Below are 25,587 nucleotides of genomic sequence, written 5' to 3' on the forward strand. Positions count from 1 at the left end.
CCTGAGAAGGCTTGCCACTCATTTTGAAATAGCCACCATTCAGCAGTTGATAAATTCCCTCTCCGTTATTATGCTTGTCTGTATCGAAGAGGGAATTTTTGTCATCTTTTCGATAAACAGCTGATAAAAGATGAATAAACAATACATAGAAGTTAATCTCCTATTCCCGTGAACAAAATGCTCAAAATAGACAAAAAATTCTTATTGCATCTTATTTTGTAAACGGTTACATAAAGAAGGGATTTTATTAGAGTAAATAGTAGAAAGCAAACAATGATTTAAAACAGGGAGGAATGAGGAGTGAAACGGTGGATTACGCTTATCGGGTTTCTTGTGATCATACTTACAGTAACAGCATGTTCCGGTAAAGATGAAAAGGCAACTGGCTCATCAGGAGATTGGACACCTGAGAAACCCATTGAAATTATAGCACCAGCAGGAGCTGGTGGAGGCTGGGATACTACAGCACGCATGGCTGCTAAAGTATTCACAGAAGAAGGATTGATTGATCAGGACATTGGGGTTGTAAATAAACCAGGTGGTGGAGGTGCGGTAGGTTGGGCGTATATCGCAGGCAAACAAAAAAGTTCATATAATTTATTTGTATCCTCACCTCCAATTGTTTTAATTCCGTTAAATGGGCAGTCGGAATATGGACACGAGGATTTTACACCACTTGCTAATATGATAGCAGACTACGCTGCATTTGCGGTGTCAGCAGATGCAAAATGGGATAATCTTAATGATTTATTTGAGGATATGAAGAAAGATCCTGCTAGTATTACAGTTGTTGGTGCCTCTTCACCGGGGAGTATGGATCATATCCAGTTCATACAGATTGCAAAGGCTGCAGGGGTTGATGTGACAAAAATTAAGTATGTATCTGACCAAGAAGGTGGGGGACTGACGCAAGTGCTAAATGGAAGTGCAGACGTTTACTCAACTGGAGTGGCAGAAACAGTAGAACAAGTAAAGGCTGGGAAAATAAAGGTATTAGGAGTGTCTTCTGAGGAGAGATTAGAGGGTGAAGTTATAGAAGATTTTCCAACCGCTAATGAACAGGGGATTGATGCAACCTTTGTAAACTGGCGTGGATTTTTTGGACCTCCGGATATGGACGATGCAGCTGTGAAATATTATGAAGAAAAATTTAAAGAATTAAGTGATTCACAGGCTTTTGCAGATATCAGAGAGCAATATGGTTGGGATGAAATGTATATGGACAGCAAATCATATAAGGCATTTTTAGATGAACAGAAAGAAGAGATTCAGTCTTTACTAGATGAATTAGGTCTATCGAAATAGACCATTTCCTAGAAGTCAATGGCTAAGGTCATTGGCTTCTATCTTTACAATAATGAATAATTATATATGTTTCCTTACAGTTGGCGTATATCATTCACACAAATTAATAAAGCGTAGCGTCTAAATTAGGTTTTAGCAATAAGGTATTTTAAATTATAGGTGGTGAAGGCATGTTTAAAGCATTAAATCAACGTATCAGCATTATTCTACTAATTATAGCAGTAGCTTATTTAGTAATGGCATATCAACTACCTGCTTATCCATACACACCTGTTGATGCGGATGTTGTTCCAAAAGGATTGGGTTATTTGCTAGTTTTTTTATCGATTTGTTTATTTTTTGCTAAGGATTCAGAAACAGAAGAACAGCGATCGCGTAGAAATATTCCTTTGAAAGATATTGGTACATTAATTGCTGTATTCTTATTTATTTTGCTTTATATTACACTATTGGAATTCTTAGGATTTATTATAACTACAACACTGTTTATCTATTTTTGTTCATGGTTCTTAGGATATAAAAAACATCTTACAAATGGGGTGGTTGCTCTTATTTTTCCAATTTTTATGTATATAACGTTTACAAAATTTTTGCAAATAAGTTTACCCCAAGGATTATTACCGTTTTAGAGGAGGTTCCGTATGGATTCTATTGAAGGAATTATAACTGGCTTTCAGGTTGCATTTAGTATGCAAGGGTTACTTTTCGTTTTAATTGGTGTTTTTGTTGGTACATTCATCGGTATGTTACCAGGGCTGGGACCAATCAGTGCTATTGCTGTCATGATACCAGTGACGTTTGGAATGGAACCAACCGTTGCATTAGTGATGATGGCAGGTGTTTACTACGGTGCCGTTTTTGGTGGATCTACATCTTCCATATTATTAAATGCACCTGGGATCTCTGGAACGGTCGCAACAGCATTTGATGGTTATCCGATGGCACAACAGGGAAAGGCAGGCAAAGCACTTGCTATAGCTGCTACGTCATCTTTTGTTGGAGGTACTGTAAGTGTCATTTTATTAATGCTTTTAGCACCGATACTATCAAGTGTTGCAGTCTCCTTTGGTCCACCTGCTTATTTTGCTTTAATGTTTATGGGATTAACCTTAATAACAAGCTTATCCGAAGGGTCAACGATTAAGGCTTTAATCTCAGCTGTTATTGGATTTATGGTGGTCACAATTGGCATCGATGCCCAGACGGGAACACAACGATTTACGTTTGGAAATGTGAATTTGTTGGAGGGCTTAGACTTCCTGGTAATTGCTTTAGGTTTATTTGCATTAGCAGAGGTTTGTACATTAATTATAAATCGTAAAGATTTATCAATGGATAATGCTCATAAATTAGGTAGTTTAAAGATAACCAAGCAGGAGTTTAAGGAAATGCGTGGTCCAATGTCACGTCAATCCATCTTAGGTTTTTTACTTGGAGTACTTCCAGGGGCAGGAGCAACTATTGCCTCATTTATAGCTTATATTACTGAAAAAAGAATTGCCAAAAGTCCTGAAGCGTTTGGAAAAGGCTCAGTAAAAGGACTTGCTGCACCGGAAACTGCTAATAATGCTGCGACTAGTGGTGCTTTTGTTCCATTACTAAGCTTAGGTATACCAGGATCCGGAACAACAGCTGTTATGTTGGGCGCTTTTCTTGTGTTAGGCGTTCAGCCTGGTCCATTATTAATGACCGATAGACCTGAGATTTTCTGGGGGATTATCGCTAGCATGTATATAGGGAATGTATTTCTACTAATTCTTAATTTACCGCTAATCCCTTACATAGCGAAAATATTAAAAATTCCCCGTCCATTGCTTATTTCATTAGTCATTATGTTTAGCATTATTGGGGTTTATGCGATTAGTTTTAATACGTTTGATTTATACATGCTTCTCTTATTTGGTGTAATTGGCTTTTTTATGCGACTATTTTCGTTTCCAGCTCCGCCATTAATTTTAGCATTTATCCTAGGAGGGATGATGGAACAGGCGTTTAGACAGTCATTGACCATATCAAATGGAAGTTTGATGATCTTTGTACAAGACCCATTAGCTTTAACACTACTAATTATTGCATTATTGTCTCTTGCTTTTCCTTTGATTCAACAAATAAGAAGGAGCAAGAGAGCATAAATGCGAATCATCAGAAGTGTTTACTATAAAAGCTATAAGAAAATATACTGGCTGTCTTTTGTACTGGTAATATGTTGTTTAGTACTATTGCTTGTAAAAGACGCGATGGCTACACACTTCACAGCTGAACAACTTCGTACATTGTTTGTACTAGGAATAGCGGTTTACTTATGGGTGGCGGATCCAATTCCTACTGGAGCTGGTAGTATATTAATTATTGCATTATTGATGGTTTTTCAGTTAGCTGATAGTATGGAAGAGGCAGTAGTAGGATTTTTATCACCAGCGATTTACTTTATTTTTATGTTATCAATTATCAGTCAGGTGCTTATTAAGGCGGGTGTTGATGGCATAGTGGCTCGATTTTTGTTGAAAATGAGTAAAGGGGGACCGAAATTTATTATTATCGGTCTGCCTCTATTTAGTTTACTGCTACCTGTGCTGCTTCCATCAGCTGTAGCACGTTTCAAAATGCTATTACCTTTGATAGATCGATTAAATGACTATTTTGCTCTAGGAGAGCAAAGTCCATTTCGTAAATATGGCATTCATGTTATTGGAATGATAAACCAGCATGCAACAATGATTGTTTATACTGGTGGGGGATTTCCGATTTTGGCTTCTCAACTCTTAAGGGATTATCAAATTGCTGATTTAGGATGGTTAGACTGGTTTTTACTTATGGCCCCTCCAATATGGATTGGCTCCATTTTGACCCTTCTTTTTGTTTATAACTATATTTCGAGGCAATCCCGTAAAATTAGCTATTCTAACGTACCCAGTTCTACTTCTAGTATATTGAAGGAAGATCAAGGAGAGCCTTCGAAGCAAATGTGGATAGTTAGTATAAGCTTTTTCGTAATGGTATTGACGTGGGTCGTTACTGATCCCCAGCAAGTACCTTTATTATTGCCACCTATGCTCTTAGTTGTTTTTTACGCCATTCCGAAAATTGACTTAGTAACAAATAGTGATATACGTAAGCTTGACTGGGAGAATTTTTTGTTGCTGGGAGCTTCTTTTTCATTAGGTTCTGTCCTTGAAACTAATGGAACTGCATCTCAATTAGCGCAACTATTAATGAAAATCGTACCTGAAGGAGCAGGAGTAGTATTAAGTGTTAGTATTATTGCAATAATGGTGTTCATATTACGCTTCTTTTTTATCGTACCATCATCGGCAATTATTGTTATTTTTCCAGTTGTTATGTCTTATTCTCACCAGGTTGGACTTCCTCCTGTTCCCTTAGCACTTTTAATTATTATGATTGTCGGTAGTATGATTATTTTACCTATTCATACAACTACGACCTATTTGGCGAGTCAAACGCTTGCGTACTCTAGGAAAGAGCAAGTGTTTATTGGATTATTTTCTAGTACCGTATTTTTTATCACTGCGATCTTGGCAGCACTATATTTTTGGTAATACGAAATAAAGGTGATTTCATAAAGGACATCACCTTTATTAGGTGTGACTACAATTTAAACCCAGTTCTACTTTTAAATCGCTTTAGGATAATTGAGCTTTCTACTCGAGTTATTCCCTCAACAGAATATAGTTCTTCGTTAATGAATACTTCAAGATTTTGAAAGTTTTCTACAAGTACATGCATATGTAGTGTACTGGGTCCTGTCATTTGATAAATACTTGCTACCTGAGGGTGATCAGCTAAATTTTGAGCAACTCGTTGAAGCTGTTTTGGTTCCACATCTACTTCAAAAAAAGCGGATACTTGCTTTCCGAATTTCTCTGAGTTAATGACAACTGTAAACTTTTCAATAACGCCTTTTTCCTTTAAATTTTGAATTCGATCCTTAACAGCCACACGCGATAGTCCAACTTTATCAGCTAATTCAACATAAGATAATCGGCCATCTTCAGCAAGTTCCTCTAACAATTTTACATCAATGTTATCCAGTTTCATCGTTTCTGCTCCTACGATTTATTTAAAGCTAAATATAGTTTAACAGATAACTTTCCTGAGAAAAACAATGTAATACTCAAACATTTGATAAATACAAATGGTAAGATTTTTTATGCTTTGATTTTATTTTGTAAGGTTTTATCATTATTTTTATTTGTTTTTGACATAATAAATTGTTGACAGCTAAATATTTGTTTATTAGTATAGAATTTAAATTGGTGTAAGAGTAAGAAAATACAGATTTTCCGAACGGGCAAGCCCACTTCTTGAGACGTGGGATGAATATTTAGTGTAAGCTACATTATCGAAAAGGTACGTGAGCCATGAGGAATCATTGGAATATCTTTATAGCATTTTTTCGAGTTGGAATTTTAGGATATGGTGGTGGACCAAGTTCTATACCACTTGTCCATAAAGAAGTGGTAGATAATTTTAAGTGGATGAATGATGAGGAATTTGGTGATTTACTTGCATTGGGAAATACACTACCGGGCCCAATAGCTACAAAGCTTGCCGGTTATATTGGTTACCGGGTATCAGGGGTTTTGGGAATGATTAATGCGGTATTAGCAACAATATTACCTACCATTTTTCTGATGATTTTACTTCTTTCATCCTTATCCTCCATAAAAGAGTACGATTGGGTTCAGGGGATGACGGCTACAGTCATACCAATAGTTGGAGTCATGCTAGCAACGTTAACATGGCAATTTATTCATAAAGCAGGAAAAGGAATGGGGTGGCTACAAACAGGACTAGTACTGTTAATTGTCTTCGTTTTATTGCAAGTTCTACATATACACCCAGGACTTATTATAGCGGCTTTATTAATCCTAGCACTCGTAAAGAAGGATAAAGCGCCAAATACAGAAGAAAACATCACCGGTAGGGAAGGTGATCCGTCATGATCTATTGGGAAATATTTCTTGCGTTTTTCATACCGGGAATACTGGGGTATGGAGGAGGACCAGCCTCGATACCGCTTATAGAAAATGAAGTAGTTACTCGTTATGGATGGATGAATGTTCAGGAGTTCAGTGAAGTTCTTGCATTAGGAAATGCACTACCCGGACCAATAGCTACAAAAATGGCCGGCTATATTGGCTATGATGTCGCGGGAATCCCAGGGGCTGCAATAGGTGTTTTTGCTACGGTAGCACCGTCCCTACTATTAATTATTGTATTGTTAAGTATACTGTATAAATATAAGAATTCACCGAAAGTAAAGCGAATGACGCTCTACATTCGACCAGTTATCGGTATCTTACTAGGTGTAATGGCATGGCGCTTTTTTAGTGAATCTTATGAAGGTATCGGTTTATGGCAAACAGTTATATTGATGCTTGTAAGTTATTTATTACTGGAGCGTATGAAAGTACATCCAGCATTTGTCATCATAGGTGCGCTTATTTACGGTGGATTTTTCTTATAAAAAAGAGGGCAAGCAGATGTGTACCCTTTGTAAAGGATATTTTAATGACCTGGCTTCCCTTTTTTTCATTCACTTCACTAGACCTAACTGTTTCAGCCCATTGAAGATACCAGAATTCTGTACGGATGTGGTTTGGTGTTTTGCAAATGGTAGAAGATTAGGATCACCGTTCTCCATAATAAAACCCTCTCCTACAGCTTGTAGCATTTCTTTATCATTCATACCATCTCCAAATGCGATAGCCTGTTCTTTTTTTATTTGTAGATGCTCTAGGACTCCCTTAACTGCTTCTCCTTTATTCACTTGTTTGCGAATGATATCATAACAGTTTTCGACTCCCTCTACATTTACCTTAGATAAATGAATACCTTCTTCCATTGCCTCATACAATTTTATTTGGTCTGGACTGACGTTCATAATTGAAGCGCCAAGTATCTGATCAAGTACATGATCTGATAGCCTTTCGTTTTGCTTTAACTGAAAAACTTCTGCAAAATCTTTCGTAATTGAATTAAATAAAGTTGTAAAATAGTTTTTTTCACTTGTATAGCAAACGAGTTCATGATGATGCTTGCTTGCAAGTAACAGAAAACTTTCTAATGTATGCTGTTTCATAGGTTCATTGACAAGTGGCTTATCTTGATATGCGGCATAGGCACCATTATAGCCAATGTATGCATCAATTCCCAGGTCATGAGCTAAGTCGTTTACTTCGTGAAGGGGCCTTCCTGTACAAAGGAAAACAAGTATTCCTTGCTGTTGTACTTGGACGATTGCCTCTTTTGTAGAAGGTGAGTATGTATGGTCTGGTTTTAATATAGTACCGTCGATATCGAGGAATAGAATTTTATAGTTCATGGACTTCTCCTTTGTTTGCATATTCAACCTTATGCTACCTATTATTCAAATACGAAAGCCATTTGTCAATTCCGTTGAAAGTGGGAAGGTTATCTAATAGTATTATCTATTAAAATTTAAAAAATCTGTTTATTGATATTAGAAAAAAGAAGTGAGTTTTTTAATCCCACCTCTTATGTTTCATTCGTAATAATGGTATCTATACGATATTCGTTTAACTTGTTTAAAAATGGTGACTCGATTGGCTGATCTGTAATTAATCGATCAATCTGTTCAAATTTGGCAAATACCGCACTGGAAGATTTACCGATTTTGGAGGAGTCAACTAAAGCAATTACTTTTGAGGCTCGTTTCACAATCTCCTTTTTAATTTGTACTTCATATAAGTTAAAATCCTCTAAACCATTTTCGAAGGAAAATCCATTTGCAGATGTAAACATAATATCAATATTTACGTAATCCAGAATATCAATTCCTAATGTGCCTTCAATTGAAGTTGATTTTTTAGTTACGACACCACCAATTAATATTACAGTAATATCTGGATTATCCTTTAATTCAATTGCTGTTTGCAGTCCACTCGTAACAACGGTTAAGCGTAGTGATGCCGAATTTAATAAGCGAGCCAACTCTAATGCCGTGGAACTTGCATCGAGTAAGATACATTGTTTTTCTTCAATGAGTTCAATTGCTTTTTTAGAAATTTGGATTTTTTCTTCTTTATTCTTCTTTTGTCTTACGTTGAAGCTATTATCGTTTTCTTTATCTTCATTAAGCACTGCCCCACCATGAGTTCTTGTTAAAAGCCCCTCATGCTCCATTTTATTTAGATCAGCTCGCAATGTAGCTTCGGATACCCCAATCTGGGAAGCGATTTCTTTAACAGTAATCCGCTTTCTCTCATGAAGAAGATCAATAATCTTACTCCTTCGTTCACTAGCAAACATTTTCATGAAGTTTCACCCTTATATATATTCTATCCTTAATCTTATTTCATTTATCGGTATTTATCAATATCTAACCATATATATTTTCGTTTTATGTTAATTAATAAAAAATACTTATTTAAATAAGTAAAATTGAAAAAAATCAAAAATAATATTGACAATACGAAAATGAATGATAATATATAAATAGAAATTGAAAACGATTTCAAAAAAATTCGTGATTCATTTCTACGAAAATAATGCTTTACGGATACGAATTGAAAGGGAGATGGGAGTATGGAAAAGGCATTAGAAAAAAATGTTAGTAAACAACAAGAAATTCCTGAACATATGAAAGCGATTGTAGCATATAGCCCGAAAAATTATAAACTTGAGGAAAAGGTTAAATCACCGAAGTTAGAAAATGAAAAGGAAATAATCATTAAAGTAGAAGCATGTGGTATTTGTGCTGGTGATATTAAGGCTTATGAAGGTGCTCCGAGTTTCTGGGGAGATGAAACACAGCCCGCCTATATAAAAGCTCCAATGATTCCAGGTCATGAGTTTATTGGTCGCATCGTGCAAAAGGGGGAAGCAGTTACTGATTTCGAAGTTGGTGATCGAGTGATTTCCGAACAAATTGTTCCTTGTTGGGAATGCCGCTTTTGTAACCGCGGTCAGTATTGGATGTGTGAAAAGCATGATTTATATGGTTTCCAAAATAATGTAAACGGTGGCATGGCTGAATATATGAAGTTTACAAAAGAAGCTATTAATTACAAAGTACCTGAAGATTTGCCGATTGAAGATGCTATCTTAATTGAACCGTATGCTTGTAGTCTTCACGCTGTACAACGCGCTCAAGTGCAATTAGGTGATATTGTTGTACTTTCTGGTGCAGGAACTTTGGGGTTAGGAATGGTTGGTGCAATTAAAAAAGCTGGACCCAAAAAATTAGTCGTATTGGATATGAAAGAAGACCGTTTGAAATTAGCGAAGCAGTTTGGTGCAGATATTGTTTTGAATCCAAGTAAAACAGATGTTGTAAAGGAAATTAAAGATATGACCGATGGATATGGCTGTGATATTTATATTGAAGCAACAGGTCATCCGAAATCAGTGGAACAAGGTCTGCATGCTATTCGAAAACTTGGGCGATTTGTGGAATTTAGTGTGTTTGGCGAGCCGGTTTCCGTGGATTGGAGCATTATAAGTGATCGGAAAGAGCTTGATTTATTAGGTTCTCACCTCGGCCCATACTGTTACCCTTTAGTGATAGAAGGTATTTCCAACGGAGACTTTCCAACAGCGGGGGTTGTTACACATCAACTACCACTAGAAGACTTTGAAAAGGGCTTTGAATTAATGAAAAAAGGCGATAAGTCGTTAAAAATTATTTTACAGCCATAACGATGTCTAATACAAGGGGGAGAATCATGCCAAATTTAAATCAAAATCAAACATTTTTAGACAGAATAGGTATTCCAGCAAATTTAGCCTGGGGGTACTTTGGTGTATTGATTTTTATGATGGGAGATGGTCTAGAGTTAGCCTGGATTAGCCCATTTCTTGTAGATGAAGGGTTATCCGTTCAGCAAGCAGCATTTCTTACAACATCTTATGGGGTAACAATTGCTATTGCAGCTTGGTTATCCGGGGTCTTAGTGGAAGCATTTGGTCCTAGAAAAACGATGACCACTGGTCTGGTTCTATATTTAATTGGGCATATCCTATTTGTCGGCCTAGCCATACCGAACCTTCATTATGAATTGATGATTCCAACATATGCGTTACGTGGGTTTGGTTACCCATTATTTGCCTATGCATTTCTTGTTTGGATAACGTATCGTACACCACAATGTCAACTAGGAACTGCCGTAGGTTGGTTTTGGTTTGTGTTTACCGGCGGCCTAAGTGTGCTAGGGGCGTACTATTCAAGCTGGGCAATTAAAGCAATTGGACATATACCGACGATGTGGAGTGCGGTTTTATGGGTATGTGTTGGAGCATTTTTCGCAATAATTGTTAATCGGGATAAATTTGAATTAGAGGCGAAAAATAGTGCGGATAATAAATTAAAAGAATTAGTAAATGGAATAACGATTTTAAAAAGGGAGCCAAAGGTTGCTATAGCTGGTATTGTTCGTATTATCAACCAAGCATCTCAATATGCTTTTCCGTTATTCTTACCTATTTATCTAGCAGATCAAGGCATCCAAACTACCGTTTGGCTAAATATTTGGGGAACCATCTTCATTTCCAATATAGCATTTAACTTAATCTTTGGCTATGTGGGAGACAAATTTGGTTGGAGAAATACTGTCATGTGGTTTGGGGCAGTTGGTTGTGGGATCTTTACCCTGATGATGTTTTATGTCCCACAGGTTTTTACAGGGAATATTTTCTTAATTGGATTAATTGGTATGCTATGGGGAGCTTGTTTAGCTGGATTTGTACCACTTTCTGCTTTAACACCTTCATTAGTTGGAGATGGTGACAAAGGAGCCGCCATGTCTATTCTAAATTTAGGGGCTGGCTTATGCGTTTTTGTAGGACCTGCATTTGTTGCATTATTCTATGATTTAATAGGCACGCAAGGTCTAATGTGGTTATTAGCTGGATTATATTTTGCTGGAGCAATTATGACTATGTTCTTAAAATTACCTGAGCAAGAGGTTGAAATAGAAGAAAAAGATAGAGCACGCTCCGTTGTTTAATAGCATGTGAATACGTATGAATAGTCCACAGAAGCATGGGCTATTCATAAGCTAATGTAACGGTTTATTATGATAGAATGAAAAGTGGGAAGTTTCTAATTTTTTGAGGTTACTATTAAATGAGAGGTGTGCATCAATGAAAAAGCTAATAAATAATCCAACCAATGTAGTAGAGGAAATGATTGAAGGATATATGAAAGCGCATTCTGATTACATAAGGCAATTACCAGAAAACAACCGTTCATTAGTTACTGCTAGACAAACAAGGGATAATAAAGTAGGTATTCTAATCGGTGGCGGTTCAGGGCACGAGCCCGGTTTTATGGGATATGTAGGTGATGGAATGGCTGATGGTGTAGCTGTAGGAAATATATTCGCTTCTCCGTCACCAGATCCTATTCTAGAAGTAACAAAAGCTATTGATAAAGGAGCAGGAGTAGTATACTTATACGGAAATTATGCTGGGGATGTTATGAATTTTGGAATGGCAGCGGAAATGGCTGATTTAGAGGAAGATATTCAAGTAGGATCAGCGCTCGCAACAGATGATGTTGCATCTGCACCAAAAGAAGAAATGGAGAAGCGTCGTGGTATAGCGGGAGAATTCTTTATTTATAAAGCAGCTGGAGCAGCAGCAGATTTTGGGTATAATTTAGAAAATGTAGTACGTGTTGCTGAAAAAGCGAATTCTAACACCCGTTCGATGGGAGTTGGTTTATCACCATGCTCCTTACCTCAAACGGGGAAACCTAGTTTTGAACTAAGAGAGAATGAGATGGAAGTTGGTTTGGGACATCATGGAGAACCTGGAATTGAAAAGGGTCCACTTGAAACTGCAGACCATGTTGCAGATCGACTTGTTAAGGACATATTACAAGATATTCAGATTAACAAAGGGGAGCAGGTGGCAGTATTAGTTAATGGTTTAGGTTCAACTCCAAGAATGGAACTATATATTGTTTATCGTAGAGTAGAGCAATTATTAAAAGAGCAGGGTATAGGGATTTACCGTTCTTATGTAGGTGATTACATTACTTCACTTGAGATGGGTGGTTGCTCTGTAACAATTATGAAGTTAGATGCTGAATTAAAGAAAACAATGGACCATCCAGTAAATTGCCCGATGTTTGTACAAAAATAATTCTATGTCCTAAATGGGGGGATCAAAAATGGAGATAACAGCTAGAGATTTTAAGGATTATTTTATATTGATTGTAAATATGATTGAAGAGCAAAAAGATTACCTTTGTGAACTTGACCGAAGGATTGGTGATGGAGATCACGGAGTTACGATGTCTATTGGCTGGCAAGCTGTACATGAAAGGCTGTTAAATGAGCTCGCTGAAGAAGAAGACAGTGCAAAAATTAGTCTAATTGTTGGAAAGACATTTTTAAATGCAGTCGGTTCTTCTGTCGGTCCTTTATATGCAACAGGTTTTATGAGAGGTGCTAAAACAATTAAAAATAAATCGACGGTTCATACTGATGATCTGGTAGCATATTGGCTTGCTTTCGCTAGAGGAATTAAGGAACGGGGAAGGTCTGAAGTTGGAGACAAAACAATGGTTGATACACTTGAACCATTTGCGAAGATGTTGGAGACGAAATATAAGGAATCGAACGACTTTATTGCAGCATATAGTGAGGCAATTGCTGCGGCAAAAGAAGGTATGGAATCTACGAAGGATTTAGTATCGAGAAAGGGGCGTTCTAGTAGATTAGGAGAAAGATCGGTAGGTGCTCTAGATCCAGGAGCTACTTCTGCCTATTTCATACTTGCTACGTTTTTAGACTTTGTGGAAGCGAAAAAAGTAAAAGCAAGTTAAGGGTAATAAAAAAAGAGTAAAGGATCGAAAAAAATAGGATCAGATACTTTTCTCTGATTCTATTTTTTTGTAATTATTATCGCGCATTTTATTGGAAGTAAGATCCCCATTTTATTTTAAAAACAATACAATAAATAAAAACGAAAATAAATATTGAAAAATAATAAAATATGAAATAAAATGAAAATAAATGAACAGAAATATGGGGGCTTTGTAACATGAAAATTGGGATTGGCAGTGATCATAATGGATATGCATTTAAAGAATCTATAAAAGAATTTTTGAAGGATACAGAACATGAAATGATTGATTATGGATGTCATTCCTGTAATGCTGTTGACTATCCAGATGTAGCCTTTGAAGTTTCGCAGGCGATTCGAGCAGGAGAATTAAATAGGGGAATATTAATTTGTGGAACAGGCATTGGTGTATGTATAGCTGCAAATAAATATCCGGGAATTCGTGCTGCCCTTGCTCACGATACGTACTCTGCAGAACGTGCCCAGTTAAGTAATAATGCACAAATTATAACAATGGGTGCACAAATTATTGGCATTGAAATTGGAAAAAAGGTGGTTGAGGCCTTTTTAAATGTTTCTTGGGCAAATGGTTCAAAACGAAAAGTAGATAAAATTATTGAAAATGAAAAGAAATTTTTAAATCAAAGTTGTGAAGAAGTAGCTGCAGGTAATCATTGCAGCTAAACTAGGGGGAGTATCTAATGCAAGCATTGTTATTAGATTTTTTGAAGGTTACTGAAGCAGCTGCGATTGCATCAAAGCCTTGGGTTGGGAGTGGAGATAAAATTGCAGCTGATGGAGCAGCAACATCCGCTATGAGAGAGGAATTGAATCGACTAAAGATGAGTGGGACTGTTGTAATTGGTGAAGGGGAAATAGATGAGGCCCCCATGTTGTACATTGGTGAAAAGGTAGGTATTGGAACAGGTCCTGCTGTTGATATTGCAGTGGATCCTATTGAAGGAACAACACCAACCGTCAATGGACAAAGAAATGCCATTACAGTGATCGCCGCAGCTGAAAGGGGCTCGTTACTTCATGCACCAGATATGTACATGAAAAAGCTAGCTGTCGGCTCAAAAGCAAAAGGGAAAATTGATATTGAAGCCCCGTTAGAAGATAATTTACACACGTTGGCAAAGGCGTTAGATAAACCGATGGATCAATTAAATATTCTTATTCAAGATCGACCAAGACACAGAGAATATATTAATCGTATTCGGAATTGTGGTGCAAACGTACTTTTATTCAATGATGGAGATGTTATTTATGCGACTGCGACTTGTATGGAAGAATTAGATATTGATATGTTTCTGGGGATTGGTGGAGCACCAGAAGGGGTGTTGGGAGCTGTTGCAGCACGATGTCTTGGTGGAGAGATGCAGGCAAAGCTAATGCCCAGGAATAGCGAGGAAATACAACGATGTTTACAAATGGGAATAGTAAACCCGGAACAAGCATTAACTCATCAACAATTAGTAAATACGGATAATTGCATTTTCGCTGCTACGGGAATTACCGCAAATTTATTTCTAAACGGAATAAAGACGGTCAATGGGAATTATATTACACATTCTATTTTAGTGAACGGAAAAGATAAGCAATTACGATATGTTGAAAGTACGTATCCCATTTTAACGACTGCATAAACATAGTGTTGATAATTTTTGTGGTATTAACAATCAGTGGGGATAACAAACCCCCCGCTGATTGAAGTTTCACTTATAAAGCTTGATCATCTATAGAAGACAACCAATCCTTTATGGTTTCTACAACAGATTCTACCGTCCCTTCACTAAAAGGTGAAGAGAGATTCGCTGATTTAACCAGTTGTAAGAAAGGTATAGAACCTCCAAGCTTGCATAGTTTGATGTAATCTTTCCATGCTGATTCATGATCTTCACGTGATCGTTTCCAAAATTGGAAGGCGCAGATTTGAGCTAACGTATAATCAATATAGTAGAAAGGGCTATCATATATATGTCCTTGGCGCTGCCAAAAACCACCAGATTCAAGATAATCATTGCCGTCATAATCACGATGTGGTAGGTAAATCGCTTCGAGATTCCTCCAAGCTTGTTTTCGCTCTGCAGGTGACCATTGTGGATTTTCGTATACGAGATGCTGGAATTCATCCACTGCTACACCGTATGGTAAAAATAGCAGACCTTCAGTTAAGTGAGCATATTTATATTTTTCAGTATCCTCTCCGAAGAAATACTTCATCCATGGCCATGTGAAAAATTCCATGCTCATTGAATGGATTTCCGCAGCCTCTGATGTTGGAAATAAATATTCAGGAATTCTAAAATGACGACTTGCGTATGCTTGAAAGGCATGACCAGCTTCATGTGTAAGAACATCTATATCTCCTGACGTTCCATTGAAATTAGCAAAAATAAATGGAGCTTGATAATCTTCTATTATCGTGCAGTAGCCTCCAGCTTCTTTTCCCTTTTTTGCTTCCAAATCCATTAAATGTCGATCCAACATAAATTGAAAGAATTCGTTAGTCTCAGGAGAAAGCTCTTTATACATTTTTTTACCATTCTCAATAATCCACTCCGGATTGCCCTTTGGTGTTGCATTTCCGCTTTGAAAACGGAAATTTTCATCGTAAAATTTTAATGTATCCACACCAATACGTTTTCCCTGCTGGTTATATAGCTCCGAAGCTAAAGGAACAATGACATCTTTTACTTGCTTACGGAAATTATGGACCATCTCAGCATCGTAATCGATGCGCTGCATCCGTAGATAGCCTACCTCCACAAAATTTTTATACCCCAGTGTTGTCGCTATTTCATGTCTGATTTTTACTAATTGATCATATATCTCATCAAATTGCTCGCGGTGTGTGTTAAAAAATTCTGCACTAGCTAAGCTTGCTTCTTTTCGAACATTGCGATCTTTATCCTGAGCAAATGGTCCAAGTTGTGCAAGTGTATAAGTTTCTCCTTGAAACTCGACTTCAGCGGATGCTACTAGTTTTGCGTATGCGGAAGTCAATCTATTTTCTTTTTGAAGCAATGGAATAATTTCTTGTGAAAATGCTTTTAATTCGCATTCTGCAATGTGAAAAAGTTGAGCCCCCCATTGTTTTTCTAATTCATCTCGGTATGGAGAAGCTACTAATTCTTTATAAAAATCAAAGGTAAGGCCTCTTATTTCTGGCTCTGCCTCGTCAAAGAAATCCCTCTCATTTTGATAGTATTCATCATTTGTATCAATAGAAGCTCGAATATAGACCAAATTGAACATAGTTGATAATCGATTTCGAAAATCGTTAATTGCTGTTAAGGATTGATTTGCCTGGTCGAGTGATTGAGCTTGTGTAAAAGCAGTTACTAACTTTTTGAATGTTAGCTTTACTTGAGGTAAATTAGGGCGTTCATATGTATAATTTTCAAATGTTGTTTGCATGATTATCCTCCTTATCTTTCCTAATATATATTATTCAACATAAATGCCAAAATGTCCTTTTAAGTATTGTAAAAGACTATTAAAGCTAGTCAAAATATCTATGTACCTCCTATAATAAAGCGAGTAGACAATAATTATGAAACTAACTGTAAAATAAAACAGAGAAAACTGGAAAAATCTATCTTGTGTAGTATAATAGTCATATGCTGATTTTACTGAAAATTTAAATTCTTATCATTATATTATTGAGTAAGGTGATGGTTGATGGCAAGCGAGAGAATATTAATTGTTGACGACGATTTAGACATGCTAGAGGTCTTGGGATTATATTTGACGAAAAATGGATTCTCGGTTCATTTAGCAGAAGATGGTTACCAAGCAATCGAATGTGTGGATAAAATAAATCCTGATTTAATATTATTAGATGTCATGATGCCTTATTTAGATGGATATGAATTTTGTCAAATGATCCGAAAAAAATCAGAAATTCCTATATTATTCCTTAGTTCGAAGGAAGAGGATGTAGACAAGATCCTTGGTCTTGGAGTTGGTGGAGATGATTTTATCCCAAAGAGTACAAGTATGCCAGTTATTGTAGCGAAGGTTAAAGCACATTTACGACGTCATCGAGTATTATCGACCAAAGTTGAAGGAGAAACTACCTATGCAACGGCTAAGCAAATTATCTATCCTGGAATTTTGATAAAACCCGAAAGTATTGAAGTGATAGCGCACGGAAAACAGGTGAAATTATCTGCAAAAGAATTTCAACTACTGTATTTGATGGCAAGTAATCCCAATCGCGTTTATAGTGTGGAGCAGTTATTTGAATTGATTTGGGGAGTGAACAGTCTTGGGGATCATCGAACAGTTATGGTCCATATAAGTAATATTCGGAAGAAAATAGAGCATAATCCAGAAGACCCCCAATATATACAAACGATCCGAGGTATAGGATATAGGTTTGCTAGTGAGCAGCGTAATTAGTAGTCTTTTTCTTTTATACATTTAATGAAGAAACGTACTTCGTTTGTAGTAAACCCATAGAATTTAGCTAAGGAAATTAATTGAATCCATTCTTCATCGTATTGACATTGATTCTGAGTAATCTCCTGTTTTTTCATTCTAACTCCCCCTTTATTTATAAGATTAAATAATCATGTATAAAGGGAGTTTAAAATTAATTAAATTTTCATTTAAATATAGTTAAAGAGTCAAATGTGTTCTTTAACGTACTTCCGAAAGAAGTCTCCATTTACGAGAAAGTTTACGTTGTTCTTTTGCTAATTTATTAAGTATTTGTCGATAAAACTTACCAAAGCTTGTTCGAGTTGCGGAAATATCCAACCAATGCCTATAGAAATTAGAACATACGCTTGTTCGTGTGGGTTAAATCTCGATAGAGATTATAATTCAGCTCTCCATATCAAAAAAGAAGGCATTCGCTTATTAGCAAGTGCCTAATGAAAATATAAACTCTTGGAACAAGAGGGTTAGCTTGGTCCATTTCGTCAGCTACCAAAAGTGGCGATTACCCAAGAAGCCCCCACTTCAAGCAACCCGTAAGGGTGGTAAGTGGTGGGAGTAGTTCACGAAGCAATTCTTGAAAATAGGGAGAGATGTTTTCATGATAACATTACCAGGGTACCGAATAGTAGATACGGTGATTGAAGCAGATACTTGGGATTTATATAAGGCATTCTCCATGCAAGATAAAGCGATAGTCTGTATAAAAAAAGACACTAAAAGTACAAATTACGCTCAACGCAAGGCGGAGGTGCTTCATGATTTTTATATGGCAAAGCAGTTAACGAGTAATTATGTTCTTAAACCCTTGCAACGAAAGAATCATGGTGGCGATATATATATAGTGATGGAGCCGTTTTCTGGTAGAACGCTAATGGATTGGTATGAAAATAGTAAACCAACTGTCAAAGATTTAATAGCTATTGCCTTAAGAATAGCACATGCACTTGGTACAATACATCAAGAGCGCGTTATACATAAATCTATTCATCCTCAAAATATTTTAATAGCTTCACAAGGGAATGGCATTAAGATAACAGGGTTTTATCAATCAACAACACTTTCGTCTGAGCTTCCACATCCAAATGTAAGTCCTTATCAAATAAAAGATCATATTGCATATATGTCCCCGGAACAAACAGGTAAAATGAACAGGTCGTTGGATTATCGTACAGATCTATACGCTCTTGGAGTCGTTTTATATGAGATGCTTACTGGAGATTTGCCATTTCAAACAGATCATCCCGCAGAAATGATTCATGCTCACCTCACAAAATTACCAATTGACCCAAGTAGTATTACTACAAAAATACCAGTAATGCTATCAACGATCATTATGAAACTTTTAGAAAAAATGCCCGAAACTCGGTACCAAAGCGCTTTTGGTTTAAAAGAGGACTTAGCGATTTGTTTAAATCAGCTAAATCAGACCGGTACCATCGTTCCTTTCATACTTCAACAAAAAGATAAAGCTAGCGTTTATGAAAGACCAAGCGAATTGTTTGGCAGAGAAGAAGCTAGTAAGTAGCTGTTAGAAGGTTTTTACCGTATTAAAGAGGGAGGCACAGAATTTCTTCTAGTACCAGGACCTTCAGGTATTGGCAAGACAGTGTTGATAAATGAGTTACATAAACCACTTGTTAAGGAAAAGGGATATTTTATTTCCGGGAAATTTATGCACCTAAATAAGGAGATACCATATGCGCCAATTATTCATGCATTCCAGATATTATTACGGCAAATTCTATCAGAAGGAGAAGCAAGTACTGCGAAGTGGAGAAGTCGCTTAATAGAAGAATTAGATACGTATACAGCTGTCATTGTCAATTTTATCCCTGAGATAAAATGGTTGATTGGCTCACAAGCAGAACAAAGTGATCTTCCTCCTGAAGGAATTCATAATCGCTTCAGACAAGCAATTAGGAGGTTTATTGGTGTTTTCGCTAAAGGAGATCATCCACTTGTTTTATTTTTAGATGATTTACAATGGGCGGATAGTGCTACACTTGATTTGATTCATTATCTCTTAATCAATCCTAATAATCAGCATTTACTTATTATAGGCGCATATCGTGATAATGAAATATTTGTCGGGCACCCATTTGAAGCAATGCTAGAAAGGCTAAAACAAGAAAAAGTACAGATTACAAAAATTCCAATTCACCCTCTAACGAAAAAGCATATAAAGGAGTGGGTTAGTGAAACCCTTTCTTTAACTAAAATGGACACTTCATATGTTGAGAAGCTAGTTTACCATATAACACAAGGGAACCCATTTTTCATTGTCCAACTATTTCAATCGTTTCATGATGAGGGTGTTATTGGGTACCATCAAGATACGGCAGAATGGAGAATTGATACCGTTGCGTTGAAACAAATTTCGATGTCAGATTCAATTATCGATTTTATTTTAAAACGGATGGGAAAATTACCTATTCATACCATAAAAATTTTACAGTTAGCCTCATGTTTCGGTAACCAATTTGATTTAAAGTCATTAGTTACTATTTCTGAGAAGAGTTATCATGAAGTTGCAGACAATCTATGGCATGGCCTTGAAGAAGGATTAGTCCTCCCGTTAGATGCAAGTTATAAGTGGATATATCCAAACGAAGATATCTCCCTATTAGATAAGCATCCGCCTACGTATCGATTCCTACACGACAAAGTGCAACAAGCTTTCTACACCAGCCTTTCAAAAACGGAAAGAGAAGCATATCATCTCATGATAGGGCTGCAGTTATTGAATAATTATACTAAAAAAGAGCGAGAAGCATATATTTTTGATATTGTTAATCATCTAAACCTTAGTCGAAACCTATTATCAAGGCAGAAACAGCTAGAGTTAGTAGAATGGAATTGGAAAGCTGGGGAAAAGGCTAAGTATCGTGCGGCAACAGATGCTGCTCTTCATTATTTTCATATTGGCTATGAGTTACTTTCGGATGTGAAATGGAAAGAGCAATATTATGCAATTACATATAAAATTATGATTGGGCTTGGTGAAGCTCAGTATTTAAATCAGCAGTTTGATCTAGCTGAAAACACATTAAATGAAACTCTTCATTATGCTACTTCGATACAGGATAAATTACGCATCTATGATCTAAAAATCACGCTGTATACACATATTCATCAAGTAGAAAAGGCTACAGAAGCAGGATTGGAAGGATTACAGCTAATTAATTGGAACTTCAAACGAAATCCAAGTAAGTATGATATTACGAAGGAATATTTGCTGACAAAGCTGGCTTTAAAACGGAAAGAACGTCATCTATTAAACCTTCCAGAGGTAGCAAATAAAACCGTACATTCTATGATGCGAACATTAATTAATACAAATGCACCTACCTATCATGTGAATCAAAACTTAGCAACAATACTGATGTTGCGAGCGCTTCGCTTGACTTTAAAACATGGAGATATGGATGTCACTGCATTGGTTTATAATAATTATGCCTTAATGATGAGTGTGGGTTTAACGATTATGATGCAAGCTACTACTTTGCAAATTTAGCAATAAAGCATACCGAAAAGTATTCGGATAACAGTTTAAAGGCTCCCGTATATTTTGTGTTTGGCAGTTTTGTTAATCATTGGAAAAATCATATTAATGACAACATCTATTATTTAGAACGTTCACAGCAATTATGCATCGAATCAGGTAACCTTCATCTCGCTGGTGCTAATAGCTCATTTATTGGGTTGATTTTATTTATAAAAGGAGAACACTTACTGGATGTAAAAGCAGGAATTCAAAGACAATTGGAATTTGCAAGACGAAATGAGTATATATTGTCCAATGATTTCTTAGATGAAGTGGTGGACTGGATTAATGTGTTATCATCTAAATACTCAGAGGTAAACTGGGAATTTGCCGAATTTACGAATGATCCTTCTGCAACGATTATTCATTATACAATTCGATTGCAGATGACATATTTGTTTCAAAATAAGCAAGAAGCAATTGCTATTATGAAGAAATTAGATCGCCTAGTTGATGACAACCTTATTCTTGTAATTGTGCCGGATTACTATTTTTATGACGCGCTTTGGACGGTAAGATTAATAAGAGATGGTCAGTTATCTAAGCAAAAAGGGAAAGCTATTGTAAAGAAGCGGTTAGCCAAATTAAAAATGTGGTCAACGCATGGAGAAGCAAACTATTTGCATAAGTTTTTACTTGTAAAAGCAGAATTAACATCTATAAAAGATGCGAATGATAAGTCAATTTATTTGTATAATCAAGCAAGTAATTTTGCGAAACAAAATGGTTATATTCAGGATGCTGCATTAGCAAATCTATGTGCAGGTCATTACTATTTGAATAGAGATTTACCGAAGTCAGCAATGGCTTATATGGTTGAGGCATATCAGTACTTCATGGATTGGGGAGCAGTCAACGTAGCATTACAAATATCGCAGGGCCATCCAGAATTATTTGCTGAACGGCAAAAAGAGATGCCGATTATGCAAATGGAGAAGGAAAGCTTAAATGTGAATGCTATTTTCGAAGCAGCGAGCGTTATCTCGCGTGAAATTAAATGGAACCGTCTATTACAGCAATTGATGAATCTCGTTGTGAAAAATGCAGGAGCAGAAAAGGCGTTTCTTATTCTAAATTATCCTGGAGAATTGAAGCTGGCAGCAGCTTATGAAGAAGAAAAGGTTAGTATCTACGAAAAGACAAAATCCATTGACGGTCAGAAAAATTTTTCTGTTTCACTGGTTCATTATGTTGCAAGTTCAATGGAACCAGTTGTGCTAGGAGAAGCCTTTAAAAAGGGCGGATTTCTAAACGATAACTATATAAAAGAAAATCAGGTTAGATCAATTCTAGCAATACCTATCGTTTATCAACAAAAATTAACTGGAGTACTGTATATAGAAAATAATAAGGCGTCCTACGTTTTTACACAGGATTCCATTGTGTTGCTCACATTATTAGCTTCACAGGCTGCCATATCTATTGAAAATGCATATTTATATGGATCATTAGAGGCGAAGGTAGAAGAACGGACAAATTTATTACATAAAGCCAATCAAAACCTTATACAAGCGAATGATTCCTTAGCTAAATCAAAAGAAATGAGAAGAAAGCTATTATCTAATATATCGCATGATTTGCGATCGCCGATTGCGACCATTCAGAGTTATGTGAATGCAATTTTAGATGGAACCGTTGATGAAGATGAAAAGAAGCTTTCTTATCTACAAGTAATTAAGAAACGACTATTCTCTTTAAATCGGCTTGTTCAAGATTTATTTGACCTTGCTCAATTGGAGGCTGGAAATCTAGATTTTTCGATGGAAATAGTATCATTACGTCAACTATTTAAGCATCTTTGTCATCTATTTGAATTAGATGTAACGCAGGCTGGTCTGCGTTACCAGTGGAATTTTAATACAATGCCAGAACAGGAATTATTGGTTGAAGTTGATGTGAAAAGAATAGAACAGGTAATGACGAATTTAGTTGCTAACGCAATCAAACATACAAAGAAAGGAGAAATTCGAATACGATTAACGGTTATTGATAAACAAGCAATTATTACGGTAGAAGATGAAGGATCAGGGATTCCAGCTTCAGAAATTGCTTATGTGTTTGAACGATTTTATACAAACAATAGTGATAAACAAATGCGTGGACATGGGTTAGGTTTATCCATTAGTAAAGAGATTATCAACTGTCATAAAGGAGAAATATGGGTGGAAAGTGAAGTAGGTGTGGGATCAAAGTTTCATTTTTCTTTAAATGTCTTTTAACAATTTCCTGTGTAACAAGCATGATCTTAGAATAAGGGTAGGTTAGTTAAAAATTACAAGTGAATGAACCTCGTTTACTTTGTAACTAACATTCGGAGGAGAATAAAATCTTCTTCAAATGAAATACTATTTTCGTTTACCCCATATATTACTGGTAGTAAGCTCCCTACAATCAGTGGGGGGGAAACAAACCCCCCCACCTGATTGAAGTTTCGCTTTATATTATCGATCTGTGAACAAGGAGATGAATCGCTTACATGTCTCGTTTCTTAATTACGTTTGGTGTTTACTTCGTTATTTAGTATAGCTATGTTTTATTTCTCGCTGCGACTCGGATGCATCAACGACAACACTTGCTGATGCGTCTCCGATGACATTAACGGAAGTACGCATCATATCAAGAATTCTGTCTATACTTGCAATCAGTGCGATCCCTTCGAGGGGCAGACTAACAACTGTTAATGCCATTGTAAGCATGATTAATCCTGCACCGGGTACACCAGCAGTACCAATAGAGGCTAATGTTGCTACTAGTGCTAAGGTTAGTAATTGTGGAAAGGAAAGCTCAATTTGATAGTATTGGGAAATAAAAACAGTTGCTATTCCAAGATAGATAGCAGTACCATCCATATTTATTGTGGCGCCTAATGGCAATGTAAAACTACTTGTTTCCTTAGAAACATTTAAATTTTCTTGTGTGTTTTTCATTGTCACTGGTAGTGTTCCAGAGCTACTTGAAGTACTGAATGCAACAGCTGCAGCTGGGAAGATTCCTTTAAAGAAATGGAATGGATTCATTTTTGCCATTGATTTTACAGCGAGTGCGTAAACGATTCCTGCATGGATAATACATGCTGCCAGCACTGCTAAGATTAATTTTAGTAATGGTAGGAGGACGGATAAACCATATTCACCAATGATAGGTGTAAGTAATCCGAATATACCAAATGGAACTAGCAACATAATGCTATTCGTAATTTTATACATGATGTCGGCAAGTCCATTAAAAAATCGTTGAACCGGTAGCGCAGATTCTCCTACTAAAATAATGCCAATCCCTATACATATTGCAAAAAAGATAATTTGTAAAATATTTCCTGTTGCTAATGCTTCCATTGGATTAGTTGGCGCAATGTTTAAAATTGTTTGAATAACACCTTCTGATTCAGCTAGAGCTGAACTTGAACTTGGCTCAGGTGTATCAATTCCTGTATTTGTACCAGGTGTGAACAGGTATCCGAAAATGAGTCCAATGGAGATGGCGATAAAGCTTGTGGCTAAATAATATCCTAATGTTTTTCCTCCCAATCTGCTTAGCTTTCTGACGCTTCCAGCACTGGTGACTCCGACAATAATGGTAGCTAAAATTAATGGAACAATAATAAACTTAATCAGACGTAAAAATAGGTCGCCAAGTGGTTGAACAAAGCTAGCATTTTCTCCTAACATAGTTCCGACAATGATGGATAAAATAAAGGCAGCAAGAATATACCAAATAAAACGCTTCTTCATTTCAAAACCTCCTTTTTACTATTTATAAAACTATATTCATCATTTTATTTGACAATTCTAATTTATTTATCCATTGTCATGAAAACGCCACCGAAAAAAAGGGATGTATAATTGACTTTATGCGTGTTCAATTGTAGACTATATTAAGCAATATATTTATTGTATGAGGTGAAAATATGGTACAGTCAGTGCTTACAATTGGTGCAATACTAGCGGTAATTCTTGTTGCTATCAGTTTAGTCCTGTTAAAAGCAACATCGAAAAAAAGCTATACAGGTTATATTCCCGGATTTTTATTAGTTATTGTGGGTATCGTATTTCTTGTATTAGCTACTTTAGTCGAAAAAGTCGATATTATGGGTGCTGGGTTTGGAGGATGGGGCATTGCTGCTCTATTCGCGTCAGCTATTGGCTTAATTATTACAGCTTTAACTGACTCTTATGCAAATGCAAAAGCGTAAGAAAATAATGGAAGCAAAAAAAGAGCGGGTTCTCCGCTCTTTTTTTATAATAAGTCATCGACCGCAAGCTCACCGTGATTCCTTTATCTTCGTTGACTCGTTCCGCGCTCCAGTCGCTACGTTTCTAATCGGCTACTTGCGCTTTTGTTCAAAGATAAGAAAGTATAAAATCAGTGCAATGACTGCGTTAAGCCAGGTAGTTATTTTGAAATGTTTGATGTATATTGGCAATGCTCCGACTAATTACTTCGCTTTCCGC

The 25,587-nt window shown here is 36.4% G+C and carries 23 protein-coding genes and 1 pseudogene; 18 read left to right on the top strand and 6 right to left on the bottom strand.

What is annotated here, in order from left to right:
• Positions 1-300: 300 nt before the first annotated feature.
• The 4 genes from JUJ52_RS08430 to JUJ52_RS08445 all read left to right on the top strand — a co-directional run bounded on the left by JUJ52_RS08430 (position 301) and on the right by JUJ52_RS08445 (position 4,862).
• Positions 301-1,305 (top strand): tripartite tricarboxylate transporter substrate binding protein, encoded by a 1,005-nt coding sequence (locus JUJ52_RS08430; RefSeq protein WP_205388857.1) that lies wholly within the window; start codon positions 301-303, stop codon positions 1,303-1,305.
• A 170-nt stretch (positions 1,306-1,475) separates the two neighbouring features.
• A complete protein-coding gene (locus tag JUJ52_RS08435; protein WP_205388856.1) occupies positions 1,476-1,934 on the top strand; it encodes a tripartite tricarboxylate transporter TctB family protein in 459 nt (152 codons plus the stop codon).
• 12 nt (positions 1,935-1,946) lie between these two features.
• Complete coding sequence (locus JUJ52_RS08440; RefSeq protein WP_121605741.1) at positions 1,947-3,437, top strand: tripartite tricarboxylate transporter permease; 1,491 nt, start codon at positions 1,947-1,949, stop codon at positions 3,435-3,437.
• Positions 3,438-4,862 carry an SLC13 family permease gene (locus JUJ52_RS08445; protein ID WP_205388855.1) on the top strand — a complete coding sequence of 475 codons (1,425 nt, stop codon included), beginning with the start codon at positions 3,438-3,440 and terminating at the stop codon, positions 4,860-4,862. It abuts the gene before it with no gap.
• A gap of 49 nt (positions 4,863-4,911) precedes the next feature.
• Here the strand turns inward: JUJ52_RS08445 and JUJ52_RS08450 are convergent, their stop codons facing one another.
• On the bottom strand, positions 4,912-5,361 hold the full coding sequence (locus tag JUJ52_RS08450; protein WP_026680079.1) for an Lrp/AsnC family transcriptional regulator: 450 nt from the start codon (positions 5,359-5,361) through the stop codon (positions 4,912-4,914).
• Between the two features lie 323 nt (positions 5,362-5,684).
• On the opposite strand from JUJ52_RS08450, the gene JUJ52_RS08455 reads away from it, so the two are divergent.
• Positions 5,685-6,269: a chromate transporter gene (locus JUJ52_RS08455; protein WP_205388854.1), complete on the top strand. Its 585-nt coding sequence runs from the start codon at positions 5,685-5,687 to the stop codon at positions 6,267-6,269.
• A complete protein-coding gene (locus JUJ52_RS08460) occupies positions 6,266-6,793 on the top strand; it encodes a chromate transporter (RefSeq protein WP_026680077.1) in 528 nt (175 codons plus the stop codon). Before JUJ52_RS08455 ends, JUJ52_RS08460 begins: the two co-directional genes overlap by 4 nt.
• A 69-nt stretch (positions 6,794-6,862) precedes the next feature.
• On the opposite strand, the gene JUJ52_RS08465 is transcribed toward JUJ52_RS08460, so the two are convergent.
• A complete protein-coding gene (locus tag JUJ52_RS08465; RefSeq protein WP_121605739.1) occupies positions 6,863-7,651 on the bottom strand; it encodes an HAD family hydrolase in 789 nt (262 codons plus the stop codon).
• Between the two features lie 173 nt (positions 7,652-7,824).
• Positions 7,825-8,604 (bottom strand): DeoR/GlpR family DNA-binding transcription regulator, encoded by a 780-nt coding sequence (locus JUJ52_RS08470; RefSeq protein ID WP_121605738.1) that lies wholly within the window; start codon positions 8,602-8,604, stop codon positions 7,825-7,827.
• Positions 8,605-8,874: 270 nt separating this feature from the next.
• On the opposite strand from JUJ52_RS08470, the gene JUJ52_RS08475 reads away from it, so the two are divergent.
• From JUJ52_RS08475 to glpX, 6 genes are all read left to right on the top strand, one after another.
• Positions 8,875-9,987 carry an MDR/zinc-dependent alcohol dehydrogenase-like family protein gene (locus tag JUJ52_RS08475; protein ID WP_026682980.1) on the top strand — a complete coding sequence of 371 codons (1,113 nt, stop codon included), beginning with the start codon at positions 8,875-8,877 and terminating at the stop codon, positions 9,985-9,987.
• 26 nt (positions 9,988-10,013) lie between these two features.
• Positions 10,014-11,294: an MFS transporter gene (locus JUJ52_RS08480; protein ID WP_205388853.1), complete on the top strand. Its 1,281-nt coding sequence runs from the start codon at positions 10,014-10,016 to the stop codon at positions 11,292-11,294.
• A gap of 136 nt (positions 11,295-11,430) precedes the next feature.
• Positions 11,431-12,435 carry a dihydroxyacetone kinase subunit DhaK gene (locus tag JUJ52_RS08485; RefSeq protein WP_205388852.1) on the top strand — a complete coding sequence of 335 codons (1,005 nt, stop codon included), beginning with the start codon at positions 11,431-11,433 and terminating at the stop codon, positions 12,433-12,435.
• A gap of 28 nt (positions 12,436-12,463) precedes the next feature.
• Positions 12,464-13,120, top strand: coding sequence for a dihydroxyacetone kinase subunit DhaL (gene dhaL, locus JUJ52_RS08490; protein ID WP_205388851.1), 657 nt, complete (start codon positions 12,464-12,466; stop codon positions 13,118-13,120).
• A 218-nt stretch (positions 13,121-13,338) separates the two neighbouring features.
• A complete protein-coding gene (gene rpiB / locus JUJ52_RS08495) occupies positions 13,339-13,824 on the top strand; it encodes a ribose 5-phosphate isomerase B (RefSeq protein ID WP_026682984.1) in 486 nt (161 codons plus the stop codon).
• Between the two features lie 17 nt (positions 13,825-13,841).
• Positions 13,842-14,789 (top strand): class II fructose-bisphosphatase, encoded by a 948-nt coding sequence (gene glpX, locus JUJ52_RS08500; RefSeq protein WP_026682985.1) that lies wholly within the window; start codon positions 13,842-13,844, stop codon positions 14,787-14,789.
• 73 nt (positions 14,790-14,862) lie between these two features.
• Here the strand turns inward: glpX and JUJ52_RS08505 are convergent, their stop codons facing one another.
• Positions 14,863-16,563, bottom strand: coding sequence for a M3 family oligoendopeptidase (locus JUJ52_RS08505; RefSeq protein WP_205388850.1), 1,701 nt, complete (start codon positions 16,561-16,563; stop codon positions 14,863-14,865).
• A 264-nt stretch (positions 16,564-16,827) separates the two neighbouring features.
• On the opposite strand from JUJ52_RS08505, the gene JUJ52_RS08510 reads away from it, so the two are divergent.
• Positions 16,828-17,550: a response regulator transcription factor gene (locus JUJ52_RS08510; RefSeq protein WP_034679847.1), complete on the top strand. Its 723-nt coding sequence runs from the start codon at positions 16,828-16,830 to the stop codon at positions 17,548-17,550.
• On the opposite strand, the gene JUJ52_RS08515 is transcribed toward JUJ52_RS08510, so the two are convergent.
• Positions 17,547-17,687, bottom strand: coding sequence for a hypothetical protein (locus JUJ52_RS08515; protein ID WP_161629299.1), 141 nt, complete (start codon positions 17,685-17,687; stop codon positions 17,547-17,549). The two genes, JUJ52_RS08510 and JUJ52_RS08515, sit on opposite strands and share 4 nt — an antisense overlap.
• Before the next feature lie 190 nt (positions 17,688-17,877).
• Here JUJ52_RS08515 and JUJ52_RS08520 point away from each other — a divergent pair.
• From JUJ52_RS08520 to JUJ52_RS23580, 4 genes and pseudogenes are all read left to right on the top strand, one after another.
• Positions 17,878-18,027 (top strand): annotated as a pseudogene (locus tag JUJ52_RS08520) (zinc ribbon domain-containing protein); the annotation flags it as partial.
• 163 nt (positions 18,028-18,190) lie between these two features.
• The gene (locus JUJ52_RS08525) at positions 18,191-19,117 is read left to right on the top strand and encodes a serine/threonine protein kinase (protein ID WP_205388849.1); all 927 of its coding nucleotides are present in this window, start codon (positions 18,191-18,193) and stop codon (positions 19,115-19,117) included.
• 21 nt (positions 19,118-19,138) lie between these two features.
• A complete protein-coding gene (locus JUJ52_RS08530; RefSeq protein ID WP_228088855.1) occupies positions 19,139-21,106 on the top strand; it encodes an ATP-binding protein in 1,968 nt (655 codons plus the stop codon).
• 56 nt (positions 21,107-21,162) lie between these two features.
• Positions 21,163-23,355 (top strand): GAF domain-containing sensor histidine kinase, encoded by a 2,193-nt coding sequence (locus JUJ52_RS23580; protein WP_205388848.1) that lies wholly within the window; start codon positions 21,163-21,165, stop codon positions 23,353-23,355.
• Between the two features lie 294 nt (positions 23,356-23,649).
• On the opposite strand, the gene JUJ52_RS08540 is transcribed toward JUJ52_RS23580, so the two are convergent.
• Positions 23,650-24,867, bottom strand: coding sequence for a dicarboxylate/amino acid:cation symporter (locus JUJ52_RS08540; RefSeq protein WP_121605732.1), 1,218 nt, complete (start codon positions 24,865-24,867; stop codon positions 23,650-23,652).
• Positions 24,868-25,043: 176 nt separating this feature from the next.
• On the opposite strand from JUJ52_RS08540, the gene JUJ52_RS08545 reads away from it, so the two are divergent.
• Positions 25,044-25,328, top strand: a complete 285-nt coding sequence (locus JUJ52_RS08545) for a hypothetical protein (protein WP_026682990.1) — start codon at positions 25,044-25,046, stop codon at positions 25,326-25,328.
• Positions 25,329-25,587 lie beyond the last annotated feature (259 nt).

This window comes from Virgibacillus sp. AGTR (genome assembly GCF_016919725.2).
Lineage (GTDB): Bacteria > Bacillota > Bacilli > Bacillales > Amphibacillaceae > Virgibacillus > Virgibacillus salarius.